This window comes from Microbacterium sp., assembly GCF_035556355.1.
Classification (GTDB): Bacteria; Actinomycetota; Actinomycetes; order Actinomycetales; family Microbacteriaceae; genus Microbacterium.
In genome coordinates this window covers 34,873-52,970 of record NZ_DATMFG010000031.1, presented here as the reverse complement: position 1 = coordinate 52,970, position 18,098 = coordinate 34,873, and the positions used below count along the sequence as shown (strand labels likewise).

The 18,098-nt window shown below is 68.8% G+C and carries 15 protein-coding genes and 1 pseudogene; 13 read left to right on the top strand and 3 right to left on the bottom strand.

Translation table 11 applies throughout. The features are described 5' to 3' along the window. The 3 genes and pseudogenes from VNR19_RS08855 to VNR19_RS08845 all read left to right on the top strand — a co-directional run. Positions 1–220: pseudogene (locus tag VNR19_RS08855) on the top strand (HNH endonuclease signature motif containing protein); the annotation flags it as partial. A gap of 297 nt (positions 221–517) precedes the next feature. Continuing rightward, entirely contained in the window at positions 518–3,538 is a 3,021-nt protein-coding gene (locus VNR19_RS08850; RefSeq protein ID WP_325725915.1) for a hypothetical protein, read from the top strand. A 90-nt stretch (positions 3,539–3,628) separates the two neighbouring features. After that, positions 3,629–4,126: a hypothetical protein gene (locus VNR19_RS08845; protein ID WP_325725913.1), complete on the top strand. Its 498-nt coding sequence runs from the start codon at positions 3,629–3,631 to the stop codon at positions 4,124–4,126. Positions 4,127–4,148: 22 nt separating this feature from the next. Here the strand turns inward: VNR19_RS08845 and VNR19_RS08840 are convergent, their stop codons facing one another. Then, positions 4,149–4,562 (bottom strand): YccF domain-containing protein, encoded by a 414-nt coding sequence (locus tag VNR19_RS08840; protein WP_325725911.1) that lies wholly within the window; start codon positions 4,560–4,562, stop codon positions 4,149–4,151. Between the two features lie 71 nt (positions 4,563–4,633). Here VNR19_RS08840 and VNR19_RS08835 point away from each other — a divergent pair, with 71 nt between their 5' ends. Further along, positions 4,634–7,081, top strand: a complete 2,448-nt coding sequence (locus VNR19_RS08835; protein WP_325725909.1) for an ATP-dependent helicase — start codon at positions 4,634–4,636, stop codon at positions 7,079–7,081. On the opposite strand, the gene VNR19_RS08830 is transcribed toward VNR19_RS08835, so the two are convergent. Then, positions 7,078–7,707 carry a MerR family transcriptional regulator gene (locus VNR19_RS08830; RefSeq protein ID WP_325725907.1) on the bottom strand — a complete coding sequence of 210 codons (630 nt, stop codon included), beginning with the start codon at positions 7,705–7,707 and terminating at the stop codon, positions 7,078–7,080. The two genes, VNR19_RS08835 and VNR19_RS08830, sit on opposite strands and share 4 nt — an antisense overlap. 124 nt (positions 7,708–7,831) lie before the next feature. Between VNR19_RS08830 and VNR19_RS08825 the strand changes: the two genes are divergently transcribed. Next, a complete protein-coding gene (locus tag VNR19_RS08825; RefSeq protein ID WP_325725905.1) occupies positions 7,832–8,248 on the top strand; it encodes a hypothetical protein in 417 nt (138 codons plus the stop codon). A gap of 80 nt (positions 8,249–8,328) precedes the next feature. Next, positions 8,329–8,604 carry a hypothetical protein gene (locus tag VNR19_RS08820; RefSeq protein WP_325725903.1) on the top strand — a complete coding sequence of 92 codons (276 nt, stop codon included), beginning with the start codon at positions 8,329–8,331 and terminating at the stop codon, positions 8,602–8,604. A 36-nt stretch (positions 8,605–8,640) separates the two neighbouring features. On the opposite strand, the gene VNR19_RS08815 is transcribed toward VNR19_RS08820, so the two are convergent. Then, positions 8,641–9,129 carry a YajQ family cyclic di-GMP-binding protein gene (locus VNR19_RS08815; RefSeq protein WP_325725901.1) on the bottom strand — a complete coding sequence of 163 codons (489 nt, stop codon included), beginning with the start codon at positions 9,127–9,129 and terminating at the stop codon, positions 8,641–8,643. A 235-nt stretch (positions 9,130–9,364) separates the two neighbouring features. On the opposite strand from VNR19_RS08815, the gene VNR19_RS08810 reads away from it, so the two are divergent. The 7 genes from VNR19_RS08810 (at position 9,365) to VNR19_RS08780 (ending at position 18,018) form a co-directional block, all read left to right on the top strand. Beyond that, positions 9,365–10,612, top strand: a complete 1,248-nt coding sequence (locus VNR19_RS08810; protein WP_325725899.1) for a sugar ABC transporter substrate-binding protein — start codon at positions 9,365–9,367, stop codon at positions 10,610–10,612. A 75-nt stretch (positions 10,613–10,687) separates the two neighbouring features. Continuing rightward, positions 10,688–12,310: an ABC transporter permease subunit gene (locus VNR19_RS08805; protein ID WP_325725897.1), complete on the top strand. Its 1,623-nt coding sequence runs from the start codon at positions 10,688–10,690 to the stop codon at positions 12,308–12,310. Position 12,311: 1 nt separating this feature from the next. After that, complete coding sequence (locus tag VNR19_RS08800; RefSeq protein ID WP_325725895.1) at positions 12,312–13,304, top strand: sugar ABC transporter permease; 993 nt, start codon at positions 12,312–12,314, stop codon at positions 13,302–13,304. Between the two features lie 3 nt (positions 13,305–13,307). Beyond that, a complete protein-coding gene (locus tag VNR19_RS08795) occupies positions 13,308–14,735 on the top strand; it encodes an alpha-amylase (RefSeq protein WP_325725893.1) in 1,428 nt (475 codons plus the stop codon). Between the two features lie 117 nt (positions 14,736–14,852). Then, positions 14,853–16,736, top strand: coding sequence for a glycoside hydrolase family 13 protein (locus VNR19_RS08790; protein WP_325725891.1), 1,884 nt, complete (start codon positions 14,853–14,855; stop codon positions 16,734–16,736). After that, positions 16,736–17,560, top strand: coding sequence for a hypothetical protein (locus tag VNR19_RS08785; protein WP_325725890.1), 825 nt, complete (start codon positions 16,736–16,738; stop codon positions 17,558–17,560). Before VNR19_RS08790 ends, VNR19_RS08785 begins: the two co-directional genes overlap by 1 nt. Further along, positions 17,557–18,018, top strand: a complete 462-nt coding sequence (locus tag VNR19_RS08780) for a bile acid:sodium symporter family protein (protein ID WP_325725889.1) — start codon at positions 17,557–17,559, stop codon at positions 18,016–18,018. The genes VNR19_RS08785 and VNR19_RS08780 overlap by 4 nt, the downstream gene beginning before the upstream one ends. The last annotated feature ends 80 nt before the right edge of the window (positions 18,019–18,098 follow it).

Sequence of the window (18,098 nt, the reverse complement as noted above, 5' to 3'; positions counted from 1 at the left end):
CGCGTGGGAACACGGCGGGAACACCGCGCTCGACAACCTCGCCCCGCTCTGTAAGGGCCATCACACCGTGAAACACCACGGCGGGTGGCAGGTCAGACAACTCCCCGACAGCGGGGGCGCACTCGAATGGACCTCACCCGCAGGGCGACGGTACGTGGTGCAACCCGAACGCCGCGTGCCGGTCTTCCACCCCACCCACACCAACGACGCCCCCTTCTGACCGCACCCAGGTGCTGGAGGCCCATGCGCCAGCGCACGCCCGCGCCCCCGCGCCCCCGCGCGCCCGCGCCAGCGCGCGGCGCCAGAGCACGCGCGGGCCCGCGCAAGGGCGGGTCGGCTGCGCGCGCTGCGCGAAAGACCGCGACCCGCCCGCAAAGCGAAGCTGCCGAATGGGCGTGGCCGACGCACGGCAGCCGAACGCCCCGCCACCACCGACGGGTCGAGCGTCCGTGTGAGCGAGGTCCGCACAACTCCGGTGTTGTCAGGAGCGGCATACGCGGCGACGTAGGCTGATCGAATGACGACGGCCGTGCGACGGGGGATCACCGCCGTGGTCACCGTTCTCGTGCTCGTCGCGCTCGGCGCGGGCGTCGGCGTCGCGGTCGGCGACGCGCTCGGCATCCGGGTCGAGGAGTCCGACCGCATGCACCCGGCCGAACCGGCGATCGCGCGGGTTGAGGCATCCGTCCCCACTCCTTCGTTCACGGACATCGACGCACCCGGCGGCCCACGGTTCGAGGCGGCGATCGACGACCTGACGGATGCCACGGCCGACGCCGCGCCCGACGCAGAGCAATTCACCCTCACAGTCACCGCGGGCCCCGACGAAGACGAACACGACGACGGCTACGCCCTCGCGGCCGACGGCCCCCGCATCCGCATCGACGCACCGACCGAAGCCGGGGCCGTCCGCGGCGTGTACGACCTCGCCGCGCAGATCCGCGGCGGGCGCGCGATCGAAGACCTCGCGGGCACGCACGAGCCGTCGCGCCTGCCGTTCCGCATGGTCGACATCGGCGCCGTCGGCGTCACCGCCGACCCGGAGGAATGGCGCCCCGGCACGAACTACTCGCACGTGTCCGACGCATTCCGCGACGTGTACCTCGCCGACGAGCCGTACATCGACGAGGCGGCCCTCGACGACGCGTTCGACGAGTGGGACGAGTTCCTCCGCACGTCGGTCGCCCAGGGGTACAACGCCGTCGCATGGCCGGGGTTCATCGAGTTCGTCGACTTCGCGCATGCCCCGGACGGGCCCGTCTACCCCGACGGCGACCCGCACATCGCACGGGCAGCAGCCTTGCGCGAGGCGTTCGGCCCGTTCTGGGACCGTGCCTCCGAGCTCGAGGTCGACGTCTTCCTGCGCACCGACATGCTCGCGCTGACGCCGGCACTCGACGACTACTTCACGAAGCGCTTCGGCGGGGCCGACACCGAGAACCCCGAGCTGTGGCAGGTCTACGCCGACGCGCTCGACGAGCTCTACGCCGACCAGCCCGCGCTCGACGGCGTCGTCATCCGCATCGGCGAGGCGGGCGACATCTACGACACCCCGGGCTGGGACTACTCCTCCGCGCTCGCGGTGCGCAGCGTCGACGCGGTGCGCACGATGCTCGACGTGCTCACGACCGGGGCCGAGGCATCCGGTGCAGAGGTCGTCTTCCGCACATGGAGCGTGGGGATCGGCGACGTCGGCGACATGCACATCGATCCCGGGTCGTACGAGGCCGTGCTCGGCGGCATCGACTCCGACGCGCTCATCGTGTCGACGAAGTACACGGCGGGCGACTTCTACAGCTGGCTGCCCCTCAACGAGACTCTCGCGATGGGCGATCACCGGCGCATCGTCGAGTTCCAGAGCCGCCGCGAGTTCGAGGCGTTCGGCTCCTTCCCGAACGACCTCGGCCCCAAGTTCCAGTGGGCGCTGGGCGAGCTCCTGGCGCAGAACCCGAACATCGAGGGCATCTGGACATGGACGCAGGACGGCGGTCCGTGGCGTGCGGGCCCCATGTCGCTCTACCTCAAGTCCGGCTTCTGGCAGCTGTACGAGCACAACACACGCCAGGCCGCCGCGCTCGCGCGCGACCCCGACGCCGACCTCGCGCAGATCACCGCCGACTGGGCGCGCGAGTGGTTCTCCGACGACCCCGCGACCGTCGCGGCGATCGCTCAGGCGATGGCGCGCTCGCGCAGCGCGATCGAGAACGGCCTCTACCTCGAGCCCTTCGCCGAGTCCCGCGTGTCGGCGCTCGGCCTCGAGCCGCCCCCGCAGATGTGGCTCTTCGAGTGGGACATCCTCACCGGCGACTCGGCCGCGCTCGACGTCCTCTACGCGATCATCGGCCCCCATCGCGTCGACGAGACCATCCAGGGCGGGCGAATCGCGCTCGCCGCGGCCGAGCGGATGCGCGCCGACATCGAAGAGACGGATGCCGCGACCTGGCACGATCCCGAGCTGCGCGACGCCTTCCTCGAAACGCTCGACTACGAGATCGACACCCTCGGCATGCTCGGCGCCTACCGCGAGATGTTCCTCGTGCAAGGGGAGTGGCACGACACCGGATCGCCCGAGGCCTACGAACGGTGGCAGCACGCGCGCGACGACTACGTCGCCCGCGCCGCCGCGCACGTCGACGCGTACGAAGGCGACGTCGATCTTCCCGCGTGGAACCTCACCGCCGCGCAGCTCGGCATCGACCGCGCCGATCGCGATCTGCTCGTCGCGTGGGGTGCGCGCATCCTTCTCCTCCTCGCCGTCGCATGGCTCATCATCGGAATGCTCTCCGCCCGCACACGTCTCGTGCGACGACCCGGAGCCGCCGCCGCCCGCGCAGCGTGGATCGCCTCCACGCGCCCGTGGCGCGCCCGGGAATCGACCCTCGGCATGCTCGCCCTCGACAGGTGGCTGCTGGTCGTCATTCCTGGAGGCCTCCTCGTCGCCACGCGCGCGCTGCAGACCTCGCTCCTTTCGTGGACGCACCTCGCGCTCGTCTTCGGAGCGTGGCTTCTCTTCCTCCTCGTGGTGCGCGTGTGCGTCGGCATCCGTTCGCCCTATCCGGTGATCGCGGCCGTGGGCGGCGTCGTCGTGCTGCGATGCATCGTCACGCTCTTCGCCCTGGCGTTCACCGGCCCGGGCGGATACTGGTTCGCGTTCTGGACGGAGCCCGTCGCGCGGGTCGTCTACATCGCGATCGCGTTCGCGCTGTTCGTGTGGGCGTTCATCGCGGCGGGCTGGGCGATGTCGATGCAGGTGGGCGCACGCCGAGCGACGGGGTTCGTGCTCGCCGGCGTCGGCGCCGCGCTCGCGGTCACGGCGTTCGCCGTCGCGATCGTGGGGCTCGAGCGGGCGCTCACCGTGTGGAACGACGAGATGGGACTGCTGCCGTGGGGGATGGCGCGCATCCTCGGCATCACGACGTTCCTGGAGATCCCCGCGTCGACGCCCTGGTGGGCGGCCGGCGTCGGTCTCATCGTGCTCGCAGCAGGCTCGCTGCTCGCGTTGCCGTGGAGGCGGCGCCTCGACAGCGCTTCCCGGTGAGCGGGCGCGCGCGGGTGCCGCGCGGCCCTCGCGGAAAAGTGCGAGGCGTAGCGTTAAGAGCATCCCAACCGAATCGAAGAGGTGTTTGTCATGCGTTCGCGCAGCTCTGCAATCCTGTCCGCCCTCGCCGTGTCGGGTCTGCTCCTGGCCGGCTGTGCGGCCGAGTCGAGCCCGTCGGAGACGTCCGCGCCCGACGCCGCCGCGGTCGAGTCCTCGGTGACGGAGCCCGCGGGTGTCGGCGAGCGGGTCGGTGCGGACGGCGTTCTGCTCGAGGTGTGGAGCGCCGCCGTGCCCGACGAGACGATCGGCGAGGCGGACCCGGGCAAGCAGTGGGTCACGGCGAACGTCTCTCAGTGGGTGACCGAGGAGGGCGTGACGGGTGCGGAGGTCGCACCGGTGCTCCGCTCGACCGCCGATGAGTCCTTCTCGGCCGAGGCGGAGGCCCGTCAGAACGTCGACATCGAACTGGCCCCGAACAAGTCGTACACCTTCGTGTGGAGCTACCAGGTTCCCGAAGACCTGGTCGACCCCTCGACGCTCGTGCTCTGCGTGGGCGGCGACGAGGGCTGCAGCCTCCTCGCCGAGTGACCCCGCGGCGAAGCGGGGCGCGTCAGGCGCCCCGCTTCGCCATCGCCTCGTCGAACTCTCCGCGGTGCGTCGAGACGATGTCCTTGCCGAGCGGCATGATCGAGATCGGCACCATCTTGAAGTCGGCGATCCCGAGTGGGATGCCGATGATCGTGAGGCAAAGCAGCACGCCCGACACGATGTGCGCAACGGCGAGCCACCAGCCCGCGAGGATCACCCACACGACGTTCCCGAGGAACGCCCACACACCTGAGTTCTGCTTCTCGACGATCGTCCGCCCGAACGGCCACAGGGCGTACGCCGCGATGCGGAACGACGCGATCCCCCACGGGATCGTCACGATGAGCACGCACAGCAGGATGCCCGCCGCGACGTAGCCGAGGAACAGCCAGAACCCGGACAGGACGAGCCAGATGACGTTCAGGACGGTGCGCACGAGATGATTGTGGCAGTCGGCGTGACCCCGCGGGGGCCGTGTCGGTGGGCCGGAACTAGACTTGAGGGGCCATGACCGACGCCGTCACACCCATCATCGTCGGCGGGGGCTCAGGGCCTCGCCCTGGTGCGGCGCGCGCCGACGAAGACCTGCTCGCCGGGCTCAACCCGCAGCAGCGCGAGGCGGTCGTCTACCGCGGTCCGGCGCTGCTCATCGTGGCCGGCGCAGGTTCCGGCAAGACCCGCGTGCTGACGCACCGCATCGCGAGCCTGCTGCGCAACAAAGAGGCATGGCCCAGCCAGATCCTCGCGATCACCTTCACCAACAAGGCAGCGGGCGAGATGCGCGAGCGCGTCGAGCAGCTCGTCGGCGATTCCGCGCGCGGAATGTGGATCTCGACGTTCCACTCCGCGTGCGTGCGCATCCTGCGGCGCGAGGCGCAGCAGTTCGGCTTCACGAGCTCGTTCACGATCTACGACTCCGGCGACTCGCGCGCGCTCATCAAGCGGCTGGTCAAGGAGCATGAGGCGGATGCGTTCGGCCTGACGCCCGCCGCGGTGCAGGGCAAGATCTCGAAGCTCAAGAACGAGCTTGCCGACGCCGAGTCGTACGCGCGTCAGGCGAACATGAACGACCCCGTCGAGCGTGTGTTCGTCGAGGTGTTCGGCGCCTACCAGCGCGAACTCCAGCGCGCGAACGCGTTCGACTTCGACGACCTCATCGCGCAGACCGTGTACCTCTTCCGCGCGTTCCCGCATGTCGCCGACGTGTACCGGCGGCGGTTCCGGCACATCCTCGTCGACGAGTACCAAGACACGAACCACGCGCAGTACGCCCTGATCAACGAGTTGACGAAGCCCGTCGGGTCCGACGCGCAGCCGTTCGAGGCATCCGGCGGAATGATGATCTTCGATGCGCCGGCGACGGATGCTCCCGAGCCCGCATCGCTCACGGTGGTCGGCGACTCCGACCAGTCGATCTATGCGTTCCGCGGAGCGGATATCCGCAACATCACCGAGTTCGAGCGTGACTACCCGGGCGCGAAGGTCGTGCTGCTCGAGCAGAACTACCGCTCGACGCAGAACATCCTGAGCGCGGCGAACGCGGTCATCAGCAACAACTTCGACCGCAAAGACAAGAAGCTGTGGACCGACGTCGGCGCGGGCGAGAAGATCGTCGGGTTCACCGGTTACTCGCAGCACGACGAGGCGCAGTTCGTCGCCGACGAGATCGAGGCGCTCCGCCGCGAGGGCGTCGACTACGGGCAGATGGCCGTCTTCTACCGCACGAACTCGCAGTCGCGTGCGCTGGAGGAGATCTTCATCCGCTCGGCGGTGCCGTACAAGATCATGGGCGGCACGAAGTTCTACGAGCGCGCCGAGATCAAGGACGCGCTCGCGTACCTCATCGCGGTGGCGAACCCCGCCGACGAGATGGCGCTGCGCCGCATCGTCAACAAGCCCCGCCGAGGCATCGGCGACGTCACGATCGAGGCGATCTCGCGGTACGCGCGCGAGGAGCAGATCACCTTCCGCGACGCGCTCGCGAACTCGTCCGCGCTCGGAGTCGGACCCAAGATCCAGGCGGCCATCGCGCACCTCGACGCGGTGCTGGCCGAGGCATCCGACATCATGCTCCCGCCCTCCGGTGAGATCGCCCCGCCGACGTCCGTCACGGAGGGGCTGCAGCTGCTGCTGAACAAGAGCGGCTACATCGACGCACTGCGCGCGAGCCGCGACCCGCAAGACGAAGCGCGCGTCGAGAACCTCGACGAGCTCGTCGCGGTCACGCGCGAGTTCGCCCGCAACAACCCCGAAGGGACGGTGCTCGACTTCCTCACCGAGGTTGCGCTCGTGTCCGACGCCGACGACCTCGAAGACGCCTCCGGGTCGGTGTCGCTCATGACGCTGCACACTGCGAAGGGCCTCGAGTACGACGCGGTGTTCGTGACGGGCGTCGAGGAAGACTTGATTCCGCACCGCATCTCGGCGGGGGAGCCCGGTGGGCCGCAGGAGGAGCGCCGCCTCTTCTATGTGGGCATCACCCGCGCGCGCAAGCGCCTCTACCTGTCGCTCGCGATGACGCGCGCGCAGTTCGGCGAGGTGTCGGTCGCGATGCCGAGCCGCTTCCTGCAGGAGATCCCGTCGGAGCTGCTGCACTGGCGGCAGTCGCCGGGCGATGTCAACTCGCGCGGAGGTTCGCAGTCGCGCGCGCTCAACGCCCGCCGGGGCTTCGGCGGATCCGGGTCGGGCAAGCGCTACGGCGACGACCTCGTGCCGCTCGCTCGCCGCCAGCCGAACGGGTCGATCGAGAAGTTCGCGAACCGCATTCCCGCGAAGGTGCGCGACAACGGCGACCTCGAGCTCGCGCCGGGCGACCGCATCCGCCACGACGACTTCGGTGAGGGCCGCGTCGACCTCGTGACGGGCGAGGGCGCGAAGCGCGTCGCTCACGTGCGCTTCGACACCGCCGGCGCGAAGAAGCTCCTCATCAAGGTCGCACCGATCGAGAAGATCTAATCCGCCGCGCTCTCCGTGGGCGGTGGCACCGCTCCGCTCACGAGCAGGTGGTGGTGCGCGAGCCGCCGCAGCGCAAGCATGACCGGCTCGTACAGCGCCGTGCCCAGCACGGCGTACACGACGGCGTCCTGCAGGGTCATCTCGGCGACGGGTGCGACCTCTTCGCCCGCGACCGCCCGCATCGCATCCGCGTATCGGCTCAGCACGGAAGGATTCCACCGCAGCCCCGCATCCTCGATCGCGCGGATCGCGGAGTCGAGCTGCCTCACCGCGGCGAACCTCGGCTCGTACGTGAGCCCGGCGTGCTCGATCGCCTCGCGCGCACGCGGGTAGTCGTCGGCCTCCTCGACGTAGGGCGGCAGTGCGCCGACCGCCCGCCCGAGCGTTTCGACCGGGTCGGGCGCCGGCTCGTCGATGAGCGCGAGGATCTCGCGCACCCGCGACAGCGGCAGCCCTCGCACATCCGCCAAGGCGGCGATGAGCCGGACACGAGCGAGGTGCTCCTCGCCGTACTCCGCGTTCGTCGCCGACACCGCTTCGCCGCGGGGGAGCAAGCCCTCGCGGATGTAGAACTTCAGCGTCGCGACCGGCACGCCGCTGCGCTTGGAAAGCTCGGAGATCCTCACGGAAGGGTCCGCCGGTCCGACGCGCGTGTCGGGAATGGATTGGACATGTAGATAGTTTAGCTATCTAATACTGAATAGCAAAACTATCCAATCTCGCTGGACCGAGATCTACCGAAGGAGAAGCATGGATCCCGTACTCACCATCGTCCTCGGCGCCACGGTGCTGACGGTCATCGGCATCATGTCCGGGGGCACGTTCCTGCTCCGCATCGCGTCGCACGGCCTCCCGTTCAACGGCCTGCAGAAGACGTTCTTCCGTGCCGGTCACGCCCACGCGGGCGTGCTCGTGATCCTCGGGCTCGTGTCCGCCCTGCTGCTCACGGTGGCCGGTGTGACCGGTCCCTGGCTGTGGTCCGCGGTCGGCGTGCTGGCGTCGGCGATCCTCATCCCGGCCGGGTTCTTCCTCTCGGTGCTGGGGCAGGATCCGAAGCGCCCGGGCCGCCTGATCGCGCTGCTGTGGGCGGGAGTCGTCGTGCTCGCGCTGTCGCTCATCGCGGTCGGCGTGAGCCTGATCGTCGCCGGCGCGAGCGCCATCGCCTGACGGCGGAGGGGGCGTCGATCGGCGTGCCCGCACGCGGTCCGGTCCCAAGGGATATCCCGAGGAATAGTAGTGTTGGGCAGATGAAACGCAACAGGATCGCCCCCGGCATCGCCATCGCTCTCGCTGCGCTCATCTCGGTCGCATCCGGAGCCACTGCCGCCTCGGCCTCGGCGCCGGCAACCCAGCTCAACGTCAGTCGCACGCTCAGCGAATGCAAGAGCACACGAGCCTTCTACATCAGCGCCGGGGAATCGGTCGGGTCCTGCTTTCCCCTGAAGAACATCGTGAAAATCGACTCCAACGGGGCGTGGTGGTACAAGAAGGGCTACCGGTACGCGTTCTACGCGTCTTGGTAACCGCCCACACGGGCGATCCTTCCCCAGAGGGGCCTGCTATCGGTAATTCACGAACTGCAGGTCGACGTCGAGGTCGGCGGCCTTGAGGATGCGGATGACCTCCTGCAGGTCGTCACGGCTCTTGGACTGCACGCGCAGCTCGTCGCCCTGGATCTGCGACTTGACCGACTTCGGACCCTCGTCGCGGATGATCTTCGAGATCTTCTTGGCGTTCTCCGACGAGATGCCGTTCTTCAACGATGACACGATGCGGTACTCCTTGCCGCTCGCGACCGGGTCGCCCGACTCGAGGCTCTTGAGCGAGATGCCGCGCTTGATGAGCTTCGACTGGAACACGTCGAGCACCGCCTTCGCGCGCTCCTCGCTGTTCGCCTTGATGAGGATCTGCTCGCCGCTCCACTCGATCGAGGCGCCGGTGCCGCGGAAGTCGTAGCGCTGCTCGACCTCTTTGCGGGCCTGGTTGAGCGCATTGTCGGCCTCCTGGTGGTCGACCTTGCTGACGATGTCGAAAGAGGAATCAGCCATGCGGGGCAGTCTATCCGGCGGCTCCCGTCGGGCAGGGGACGAAACGGATGCCCCACCACCGTGCAAGCGCTTCCAAACCTATCGGGGCGATGGTCACGGGATGATATCGGGTTCACTCCGGGATTGCGCGAAGGCCCGTCTTCGGTGAAACTGTAAGCGCTTGCATTACCGAGGGGCGACGATGTGGACGCCGACGCATCCATCTCGTCTCCGCAGACAAGAGAGGCACACACCGATGAAGGTGAACAAGAAGGGCGCGATCGGCCTGGCGGCGATCGTCGCGGGCAGCGCGGTCGTCCTGGCCGGCTGCGCGGGCGGCGGCGGCGGCAACGAGACCGAGGCCCCCGAGTCGGCCGGTTCGATCACCGTGTGGGTCGACGCCGACCGTGCCGGCGTCCTCGAAGACGCCGCGAAGGACTTCACCGCCGACACCGGCGTCGAGGTCAAGCTGGTCCAGAAGGAGTTCGGCGAGATCCGCGACCAGTTCGTGCAGCAGGTTCCGACCGGCGAGGGTCCTGACATCGCCGTCGGCGCGCACGACTGGCTGGGCGTCCTCGTCACGAACGGCGTCGTGGCGCCGGTCGAGCTCGGTGACACGGCGAGCGACTTCGAGCAGGTCGCCATCGACGCGTGGAGCTACGAGGGACAGACCTACGGCGTGCCGTACGCGATCGAGAACATCGGCCTGCTTCGCAACACCGACCTCGTGGCCGAGGCTCCGACCAGCTACGACGACATGATCGCCAAGGGCACGGCGGCGGGCACCGAGTACGCGTTCCTCGTCGGCCTCGACCCCGAGGCATCCGACCCGTACCACCTGTACCCGTTCCAGACGTCCTTCGGCGCCCCCGTCTTCGGAACCGACGCGGACGGCGCGTACGACCCGGCCGACCTGCAGATCGGCAACGCGGGCGGCCAGGAGTTCGCGACGTGGCTCGCCTCGCAGGGCGCGACCGGCGCGGGCGTCTTCAACACGAACATCACGGGCGACCTCGCGCGTGAGAACTTCGTCGCGGGCAAGTCGCCGTTCTTCCTGACCGGTCCGTGGAACGTCCCGGCAGCCGAGGAGGCCGGCCTGAACATCGCGGTCGACCCGATCCCGTCGGCCGGTGGTCAGGATGCGCAGCCGTTCGCGGGTGTGCAGGGCTTCTTCCTGAGCTCGGAGAGCGAGAACCGTCTCGCTGCGAACGAGTTCCTCATCAACTACATCGGCAGCGAAGAGGTCCAGACGGCCCTCTACGAGGTCGGCGGCCGCGCCCCGGCGCTCACCGCCGCGTTCGACGCGGCCGTGGGGTCCGACCCGATCACCGCGGGCTTCGGCGAGGTCGGCGCGAACGCCGTGCCCATGCCGTCCATCCCCGAGATGGGCTCGGTGTGGCAGTTCTGGGGCGTGACCCAGGCCGCCATCATCAACGGCCAGGGCGGCGACCCGGTCGAGCTGTGGAACAAGATGGCGTCCGACATCCAGGCGGCCATCGAGTAATCGACGCCGATGCGGGGCGGCATCCGCAAGGCTGCCGCCCCGCATCCGTCACAGCATGCGACCGAGGGACACGCGATGACGACGCCGACCATCGAAGAACCACACACGGCCGAAGCGCCGAAACCCACCAAACGGGCCCGCCGGGCGACCCGCATCGCCGAGGCGGCGTCGGGCGGGTGGAAGGTGCTCCTGTTCAAGGTCATCGCGCTGGGCATCATCGACGCGATGGCGCTCTACGCGATCCTCGTGCTCGTGCAGAGCGAGCAGTGGCTCATCGCGGGCATCGTCCTCGCGGTGACCGCCTTCGCGAACTGGATCTACTTCAGCCGCGGCCATCTGCCGGCGAAGTACCTCATCCCCGGTCTCATCTTCCTCTTCGTCTTCCAGATCTTCGCGGCGGGCTACACGGGCTACGTCGCGTTCACCAACTACGGCACGGGCCACAACAGCACGAAGGACAGCGCGATCAACGCGCTCATGCTGTCGGCGCAGGAGCGCGTGCCGGACTCGCCCGCCTATCAGCTCACGATCGTCGAGCAGCTGGGCGAGCTCTCGTTCCTCGTGACCGATCCCGACGGCGATGTCCGCCTCGGCGGCGAGGAGCGACCGCTCGAGCCGGTCGACAACGCCGAGATGGACGGCGGCAAGGCTGTCGGCGTCCCGGGCTACAACACCCTCTCGTTCGCGCAGATCGTCGCCGACCAGCAGCGCATCGCCGACATGGCGGTGCCCATCAGCGATGACCCGAACGACGGCGCGCTGCGCACGCCCGACGGATCCGTCGCGTACGCGTACGTCTCGAAGCTCGTGTACGACGAGGCCGCCGACACGATGACCGACACGCGCACGGGCGTCGTCTACTCCGATATCGGCACCGGCGCGTTCACCGCACCCGACGGCACCGAGCTGCTCCCGGGCTGGCAGATCTTCGTCGGCTTCGACAACTTCGTGCGGGCGTTCGGCGAGGAGTCGATCCGCGGTCCGTTCTTCTCGGTGCTGACGTGGACGTTCGTGTTCGCCTTCTTGTCGGTGTTCCTGTGCTTCGCAGCGGGGCTCTTCCTCGCGATCGTCTTCAACGATCCGCGCATGAAGTCGAAGCGGTACTACCGCGTGATCATGATCCTCCCGTACGCGTTCCCCGGCTTCCTGTCGGCGCTCGTATGGGCGGGCATGATGAACCAGGAGTTCGGCTTCATCAACGTCGTGCTCTTCGGGGGCGCCGACATCCCATGGCTCACGAATGAGTGGCTCGCCAAGTTCAGCATCCTGCTCGTGAACTTGTGGCTCGGATTCCCCTATATGTTCCTCATCTGCACGGGCGCTCTGCAGGCCATCCCGGATGAGCTGCAGGAAGCCGCGCGCGTCGACGGCGCATCCGCCTGGCAGGTGTTCCGCAACATCAAGCTGCCGCTGCTGTTCGTGGCTGTCGCCCCGCTGCTGATCGCGTCGTTCGCGTACAACTTCAACAACTTCGTGCTGATCTACATGCTCACCGGCGGCGGACCCCGCGATGTGAGCGCGGGCGTGAACGTCGGCGCGACCGACATCCTCATCTCGATGGTCTACAAGGTCGCGTTCGTCGGGTCGACGTCCGACTACGGTCTGGCGAGCGCCTTCTCGATCATCATCTTCCTGTTGGTCGGCACGATCTCGGTGATCGCGTTCCGGCGCACCAAGGCCTTGGAGGAGCTGGTCTGACATGAGCGACCTGAAACCTGGAGCCCCTGCAGCGCGCGGCCTGCTCGACAGGGTCGCGGCGTCTGACGACGAGCTCACGACGACGACCACCCTCACAACCGGCGGCGGTGGAGTTCGCGGCCAGGGCAAGCAGCCCCGCCGCCCCTTCAAGCGCTACTTCCGCGAGACGGGGTGGCGCCACCTCGTCGGCATCGGCGTCGCGATCTTCGCGATCTTCCCGCTGCTGTATGTCTTCTCGGCGTCGCTCAACCCGGGCGGCACGCTGCTCACGGCCAACGGACTGTTCTCGAACTTCAACTTCGAGAGCTACGTCGACCTGTTCAACAGCCCGCGGCATCCGTACGGCGCCTGGTATGTCAACACGCTCGTGATCGGCCTCGTCACGGCAGCCGGCACGGTCCTGATGGGCGCGCTGGCTGCTTACTCGTTCTCGCGCATGCGCTTCACCGGCCGCCGCTTCGGGCTCACGACCCTGCTCGTGGTGCAGATGTTCCCGCAGATGCTCGCCGCGGTCGCGATCTTCCTCCTCATGGTCGCGATCGGCGACATCTTCCCGGCGCTCGGCCTCAACACCCAGATCGGCCTGATCATGGTGTACCTCGGTGGGGCGCTCGGCGTGAACACGTACCTCATGTACGGGTTCTTCAACACGGTGCCGTCGTCGATCGACGAGGCCGCGAAGATCGACGGCGCGGGCCACGCACGCATCTTCTTCACGATCATCCTGCGGCTCGTCGCTCCGATTCTCGCGGTCGTCGGCCTGCTGTCGTTCATCGGAACTGCGAGCGAGTTCATGCTCGCGAGCGTGATCCTCATCGATCCCGACAAGCAGACCCTGGCGGTGGGCCTGTACAAGTTCGTGTCGGACGAGTTCTCGAAGAACTGGAGCATCTTCGCAGCCGGTGCGGTGCTCGCGGCGATCCTGCCCGTGGCTCTGTTCCTCGCACTGCAGAGGTACATCGTCGGCGGCCTGACGGCCGGGAGCGTGAAATAGCGGATGCCCCACCCGGCGCGCCTCGCCGGCGCATCCGCCGTGGCGCTCACGCTGGCGCTCGCCGGGTGCACGGCCTCACCGTCGACGCCCGAGCCGGCGGCGCCCGACGTCGGCGTGCAGCTCTTCCAGCTGCCGTGGACGTCGATCGCCGAGGAATGCGAGACGACCCTCGGGCCGAACGGCTTCGCGTGGGTGCTCACATCACCGCCGAACGAGCACATCCAGCGCGATGAGTGGTGGGCGTCGTACCAGCCGGTGAGCTACGAGCTCGAGACGCGCCTCGGCACGCGCGACGAGTTCGCCGACATGGTCGAGCGATGCGGCGCGGCGGGCGTCGACGTCATCGCGGATGCCGTCATCAACCACATGACCGGCCAGGACGCGCCTGGCGAGGGCTGGGCGGGCACGCCGTACGAGCACTACGAGTACCCCGGGCTGTACGCGGCAGAGGACTTCCACCGCTGCGGGCTCACGGCGAACGACGACATCCAGGACTACGACTCGCGCGAGCAGGTGCAGACGTGCGAGCTCGTGAACCTCGCCGACCTCGACACGGCGAGCGAGAAGGTGCGCAGCACGATCGTCGACTACCTCGACGACCTGTTGTCGCTCGGTGTCGCGGGATTCCGCATCGACGCCGCGAAGCACATGGCCGCCGACGATGTCGAGGCGATCGTCGGGGCATTGCCCGAGGGCACGCGCGTCATGAGCGAGGTCATCAGGGGCGCCGGAGAGCCGATCGTTCCCGAGGAGTACGCCGGGTTCGGCGAGGTCTTCGAGTTCACCTACGCGGGCGACCTGACGCCGCCGCTCGCGAACGGCGTCTTCAACGACCCCGAGCTCGGCGGGGAGCGGCCGCTGCACGTGGCATCCGATCGCGCGATCGTGTTCGTCGACAACCACGACACCGAGCGCGGCGAGGCCGACGTGACCTATCGCGACGGCGGGCTGTACGTGATCGCGAACGCGCTCATGCTCGCTGATGACTACGGCACACCCGTCGTCTACTCCGGGTACGCGTTCTCCGACCGCGACGCGGGCGCGCCGATCGGCGCCGACGGCCGCGTGCTCGACACCGCGTGCGACGGCGTCGCCGGACCGGCCGAGTCGTACGACGACGGCGAGCGCACGTGCGTCCATGCGTGGACCGCGATCGCGGGTATGCTCGAGTTCCGCGCGTTCGCCGGCGACGCCCCACGGCTCCCCGGTGTGGACGAAGGCGACGCCTACGGATTCGAGCGCGAAGGTCGCGGTGTCGTCGCCGTCAACGTGGGCTCCGAGCCCGAGACGATCGCGATCCCCACGTCGCTCCCGGCGGGGGAGTACCGGGACGTGATCGCCGGAGAGACCTACACCGTCGGCGACGGTGAGGTCGTGTTCGAGCTCGAGCCGCTGGGTGCCGCTGCGATCCACATCGGGTCCCGGTCGTAGTCCTACAATCGACTCGCGCACAACTGAACAACAATCTGAGGGCTCTGTCACGGCGCGGCCGTGCAACCACGTCGCTTCCATCGGCGGCGCCGCCGCCTCGTCTCGAAAGGCTCGTCCGTGACCACCCTCATCCCGCACCACGACGGTTCGCCCCTGTACGTCTCGAACCTCGCCCCGGAGCTGGGCGATACCGTCACCGTCCGGCTTCGCGTGCCCTCCGGCTACGGGCCGCTGAGCGCTGTGCGCACACGCTCCAATCCCGACCACGAACCCGAGTGGACGGATGCCGCACTGCTCGGCTCCGCCGACGGATGGGACTGGTGGGAGGCGCCCGTCACCGTCCGCAACCGACGTCACGGCTACCGCTGGCTGCTCGTGCACGAAGACGGCACGATCGAGTGGTTCAACCAGACCGGCCTGCACCGGATCGAGACGCTCGACGCCGAGGACTTCGCGCTCGTCGCCCACCCGGCGCCGCCCGCGTGGCTGTTCGACAGCGTGATGTATCAGATCTTCCCGGACCGGTTCGCGCGCTCGGCGCAGGCCGACCGGCATCCGACGCCCGACTGGGCGATCCCGGCCGCCTGGGACGACCCGGTCGATCCCGTCCTCCCCGGGCGCTCGCAGCAGTTCTACGGCGGCGACCTCGACGGGATCGTCGAGCACCTCGACCACCTCGTGCACCTCGGCGTGAACCTCCTCTACCTGACGCCGGTGTTCCCGGCCGCGTCGAACCACCGCTACGACGCGTCGAGCTTCGATCGTGTCGACCCGCTGCTCGGCGGTGACGAGGCGCTCGTACGGCTCGTCAAGGCGGCGCATGCGCGCGGCATCCGCGTCATCGGCGACCTCACGAGCAACCACTCCGGCGACCGGCACGAGTGGTTCCAGGCCGCCTACGGCCACCCCGGCGCGCCGGAGGAGGACTTCTACTACTTCCTGAACGACGACAACACCGAGTACGAGTCGTGGCTCGGCACGCCCACGCTGCCGAAGTTCAACTGGGCGTCGGAGGAGCTGCGGCGCCGGTTCATCGCCGGCCCCGACTCGGTCGTCGCGAAATGGCTGAAGCCGCCGTTCAACACCGACGGCTGGCGCATCGACGTCGCGAACATGACGGGACGCCTCGGCGACATCGACCTCAACGCCGAGGTGCGCCGGCTGCTGCGTCAGACGATGGAGGAGATCAACCCCGACACGATCCTCCTCGCCGAGTCGACGAACGACGCCGCGAGCGACCTGCAGGGCGACGGCTGGCACGGGGCGATGACGTATCCGTCGTTCACGCGCCCGCTGTGGGGGTGGCTGTGCGAGCCGAGCGGCGAGCCGTATCTCACCGCCGAGGGCGAGTGGCGCACCGAGCCCTGGTTCTTCGGACAGCCGATCGGCGGCATGCCGCGCTACACCGCGAAGCAGTTCGCCGACGCGGTCGTGCGGTTCACGGGGTCGATCCCGTGGCGCGTGCGCCTCGGGAACATGCAGGCGCTCGACACGCACGACACCGGCCGCTTCGCGACGCACGCCGCGTCCGGGACGGTGCCGGTCGCTGTCGGGCTCTCCGTGACCCTGCCCGGCGTGCCGGTGCTGTTCGCGGGCGACGAATTCGGGCTCACGGGTGTCGACGGCGAGATGAGCCGTACGCCCATGCCCTGGGGCACGGAGGACGAACCGGATGCCGCGGCCCGCCTCGCCCTGTACCGCGACCTCATCCGCCTGCGGCGCGAGCACCCGGTGCTCGCCACGGGCGGCTTGCGCTGGGTGCACGTGGACGACGAAGGGCTCGTGTTCGTGCGCGAGTCGGAGGAGGAAACGGTCCTCGTGCTGGCTTCGCGCGGCGACGTCGGCGTGTCGCTGCCGGCGGGCGTCGTGCCGGGCGCCGCGTACGCGGAGGTGCTGTTCGGCGACGCGACTCTCGCGGTCGCCGACGACGGCTCCGTGCTGCTGTCGGCGGAAGGCCCGGCGTTCGCCGCGTGGGCGTTTCCCGGCGTCGCGGTGCCGTGATGGTGGGCGCGGAGCGGTTCGATGCGCTGAGCGCCGGACTCGCGGAAGGCGTTCGCGCCCGCGACGGGCTCATCGGGCTCGTGCTGCTCGGATCGGCGTCCGACGGGGCATCCGGTCGCCGCGATGAGTGGTCCGATCACGACTTCTTCGCGATCGTCGAAGAGGGTCGCGGCGCGGAGGTGCGCCCCGACCTGTCGTGGCTGCCCGATCGTGAGCGCATCGTGCTCACGGCGCGCGAGGGCGAGATCGGATTCGTCGCGGTGTACGACGACGGGCACGTGTTCGAGTTCGCGCTGTCGGAGGCCGGAGAGCTCGCGGGTGCGGTCGCCGGAGACGCGACCGTGGTGGTCGACGATGAGCTGGGCACGACCTCCGCGGTCATCGATCGCGCCCGCGCCCGAGCCGAGTCCGCCGACGGGTTCGACGCGGAGAACGACGTGCGCCTCGTGCTGGTGAAGCTGCTCATCGGCGTCGGGCGCGTGCGGCGCGGCGAGGTGCTGAACGGCGGGCAGTTCATCCGGCAGTGGGCGGTGCAGCACCTCGTGCGGGCGATCCGGGGGCGGTTCGCCGAGGCATCCGGTTCGCTCCGCGACGTGATCGACCCCGTGCGGCGGTTCGAGCGCGATCACCCGGAATGGGGCGCGCGCATCGCGGCGGCGCTCGAGCGTCCGGCCGAGGACGGCGCGCGCGAGCTGTTCGCGTTCACGCGCGAGGTGCTCGAACCGGGGTGGGATGCGTTCCCCTCGCGGGCGGCGGATGCGGTCGCGCAGCGACTGGGCTGGGTGGCGACTTCGCCCGGGTCGTCAAGCAGCCGAAGGCGGTGATCATCGCTCTGCTCTGCCAGCTCATTCTGCTTCCCGCGATCTGCTTCGGCCTCGTGCTGCTGTTCCAGCTTCCGCCGATCCTCGCCGTCGGCATGATGATGCTCGCCGCGTCGCCCGGAGGCACCACCGCCAACCTTTACAGCCATCTGTTCCGGGGCGACGTCGCCCTCAACATCTCGCTGACCGCCGTGAACTCGGTCATCGCCGTCGTGACGCTGCCGATCATCACGAACCTCGCGATCGCGTACTTCAACCCGTTCGACGACCAGCTCGGCCTGCAGTGGTCGAAGGCGCTCGAGGTGTTCGCGATCGTGCTGCTGCCGGTTGCGCTCGGCATGATCGTGCGGCATTTCTGGGCGAACTTCGCGAAGGCGATGGACAAGCCCGTGCGCATCGCATCGATCATCATCCTCATCGTCGTGATCGCGGGCGCGGTCGCTTCGAACTGGATCTGCTGATCGCCGACTTCGGACGCCTCGCGGCCATCACGATCGTCTTCTGCCTCGTCAGCCTCGCGGTCGGGTATTGGGCGCCCCGC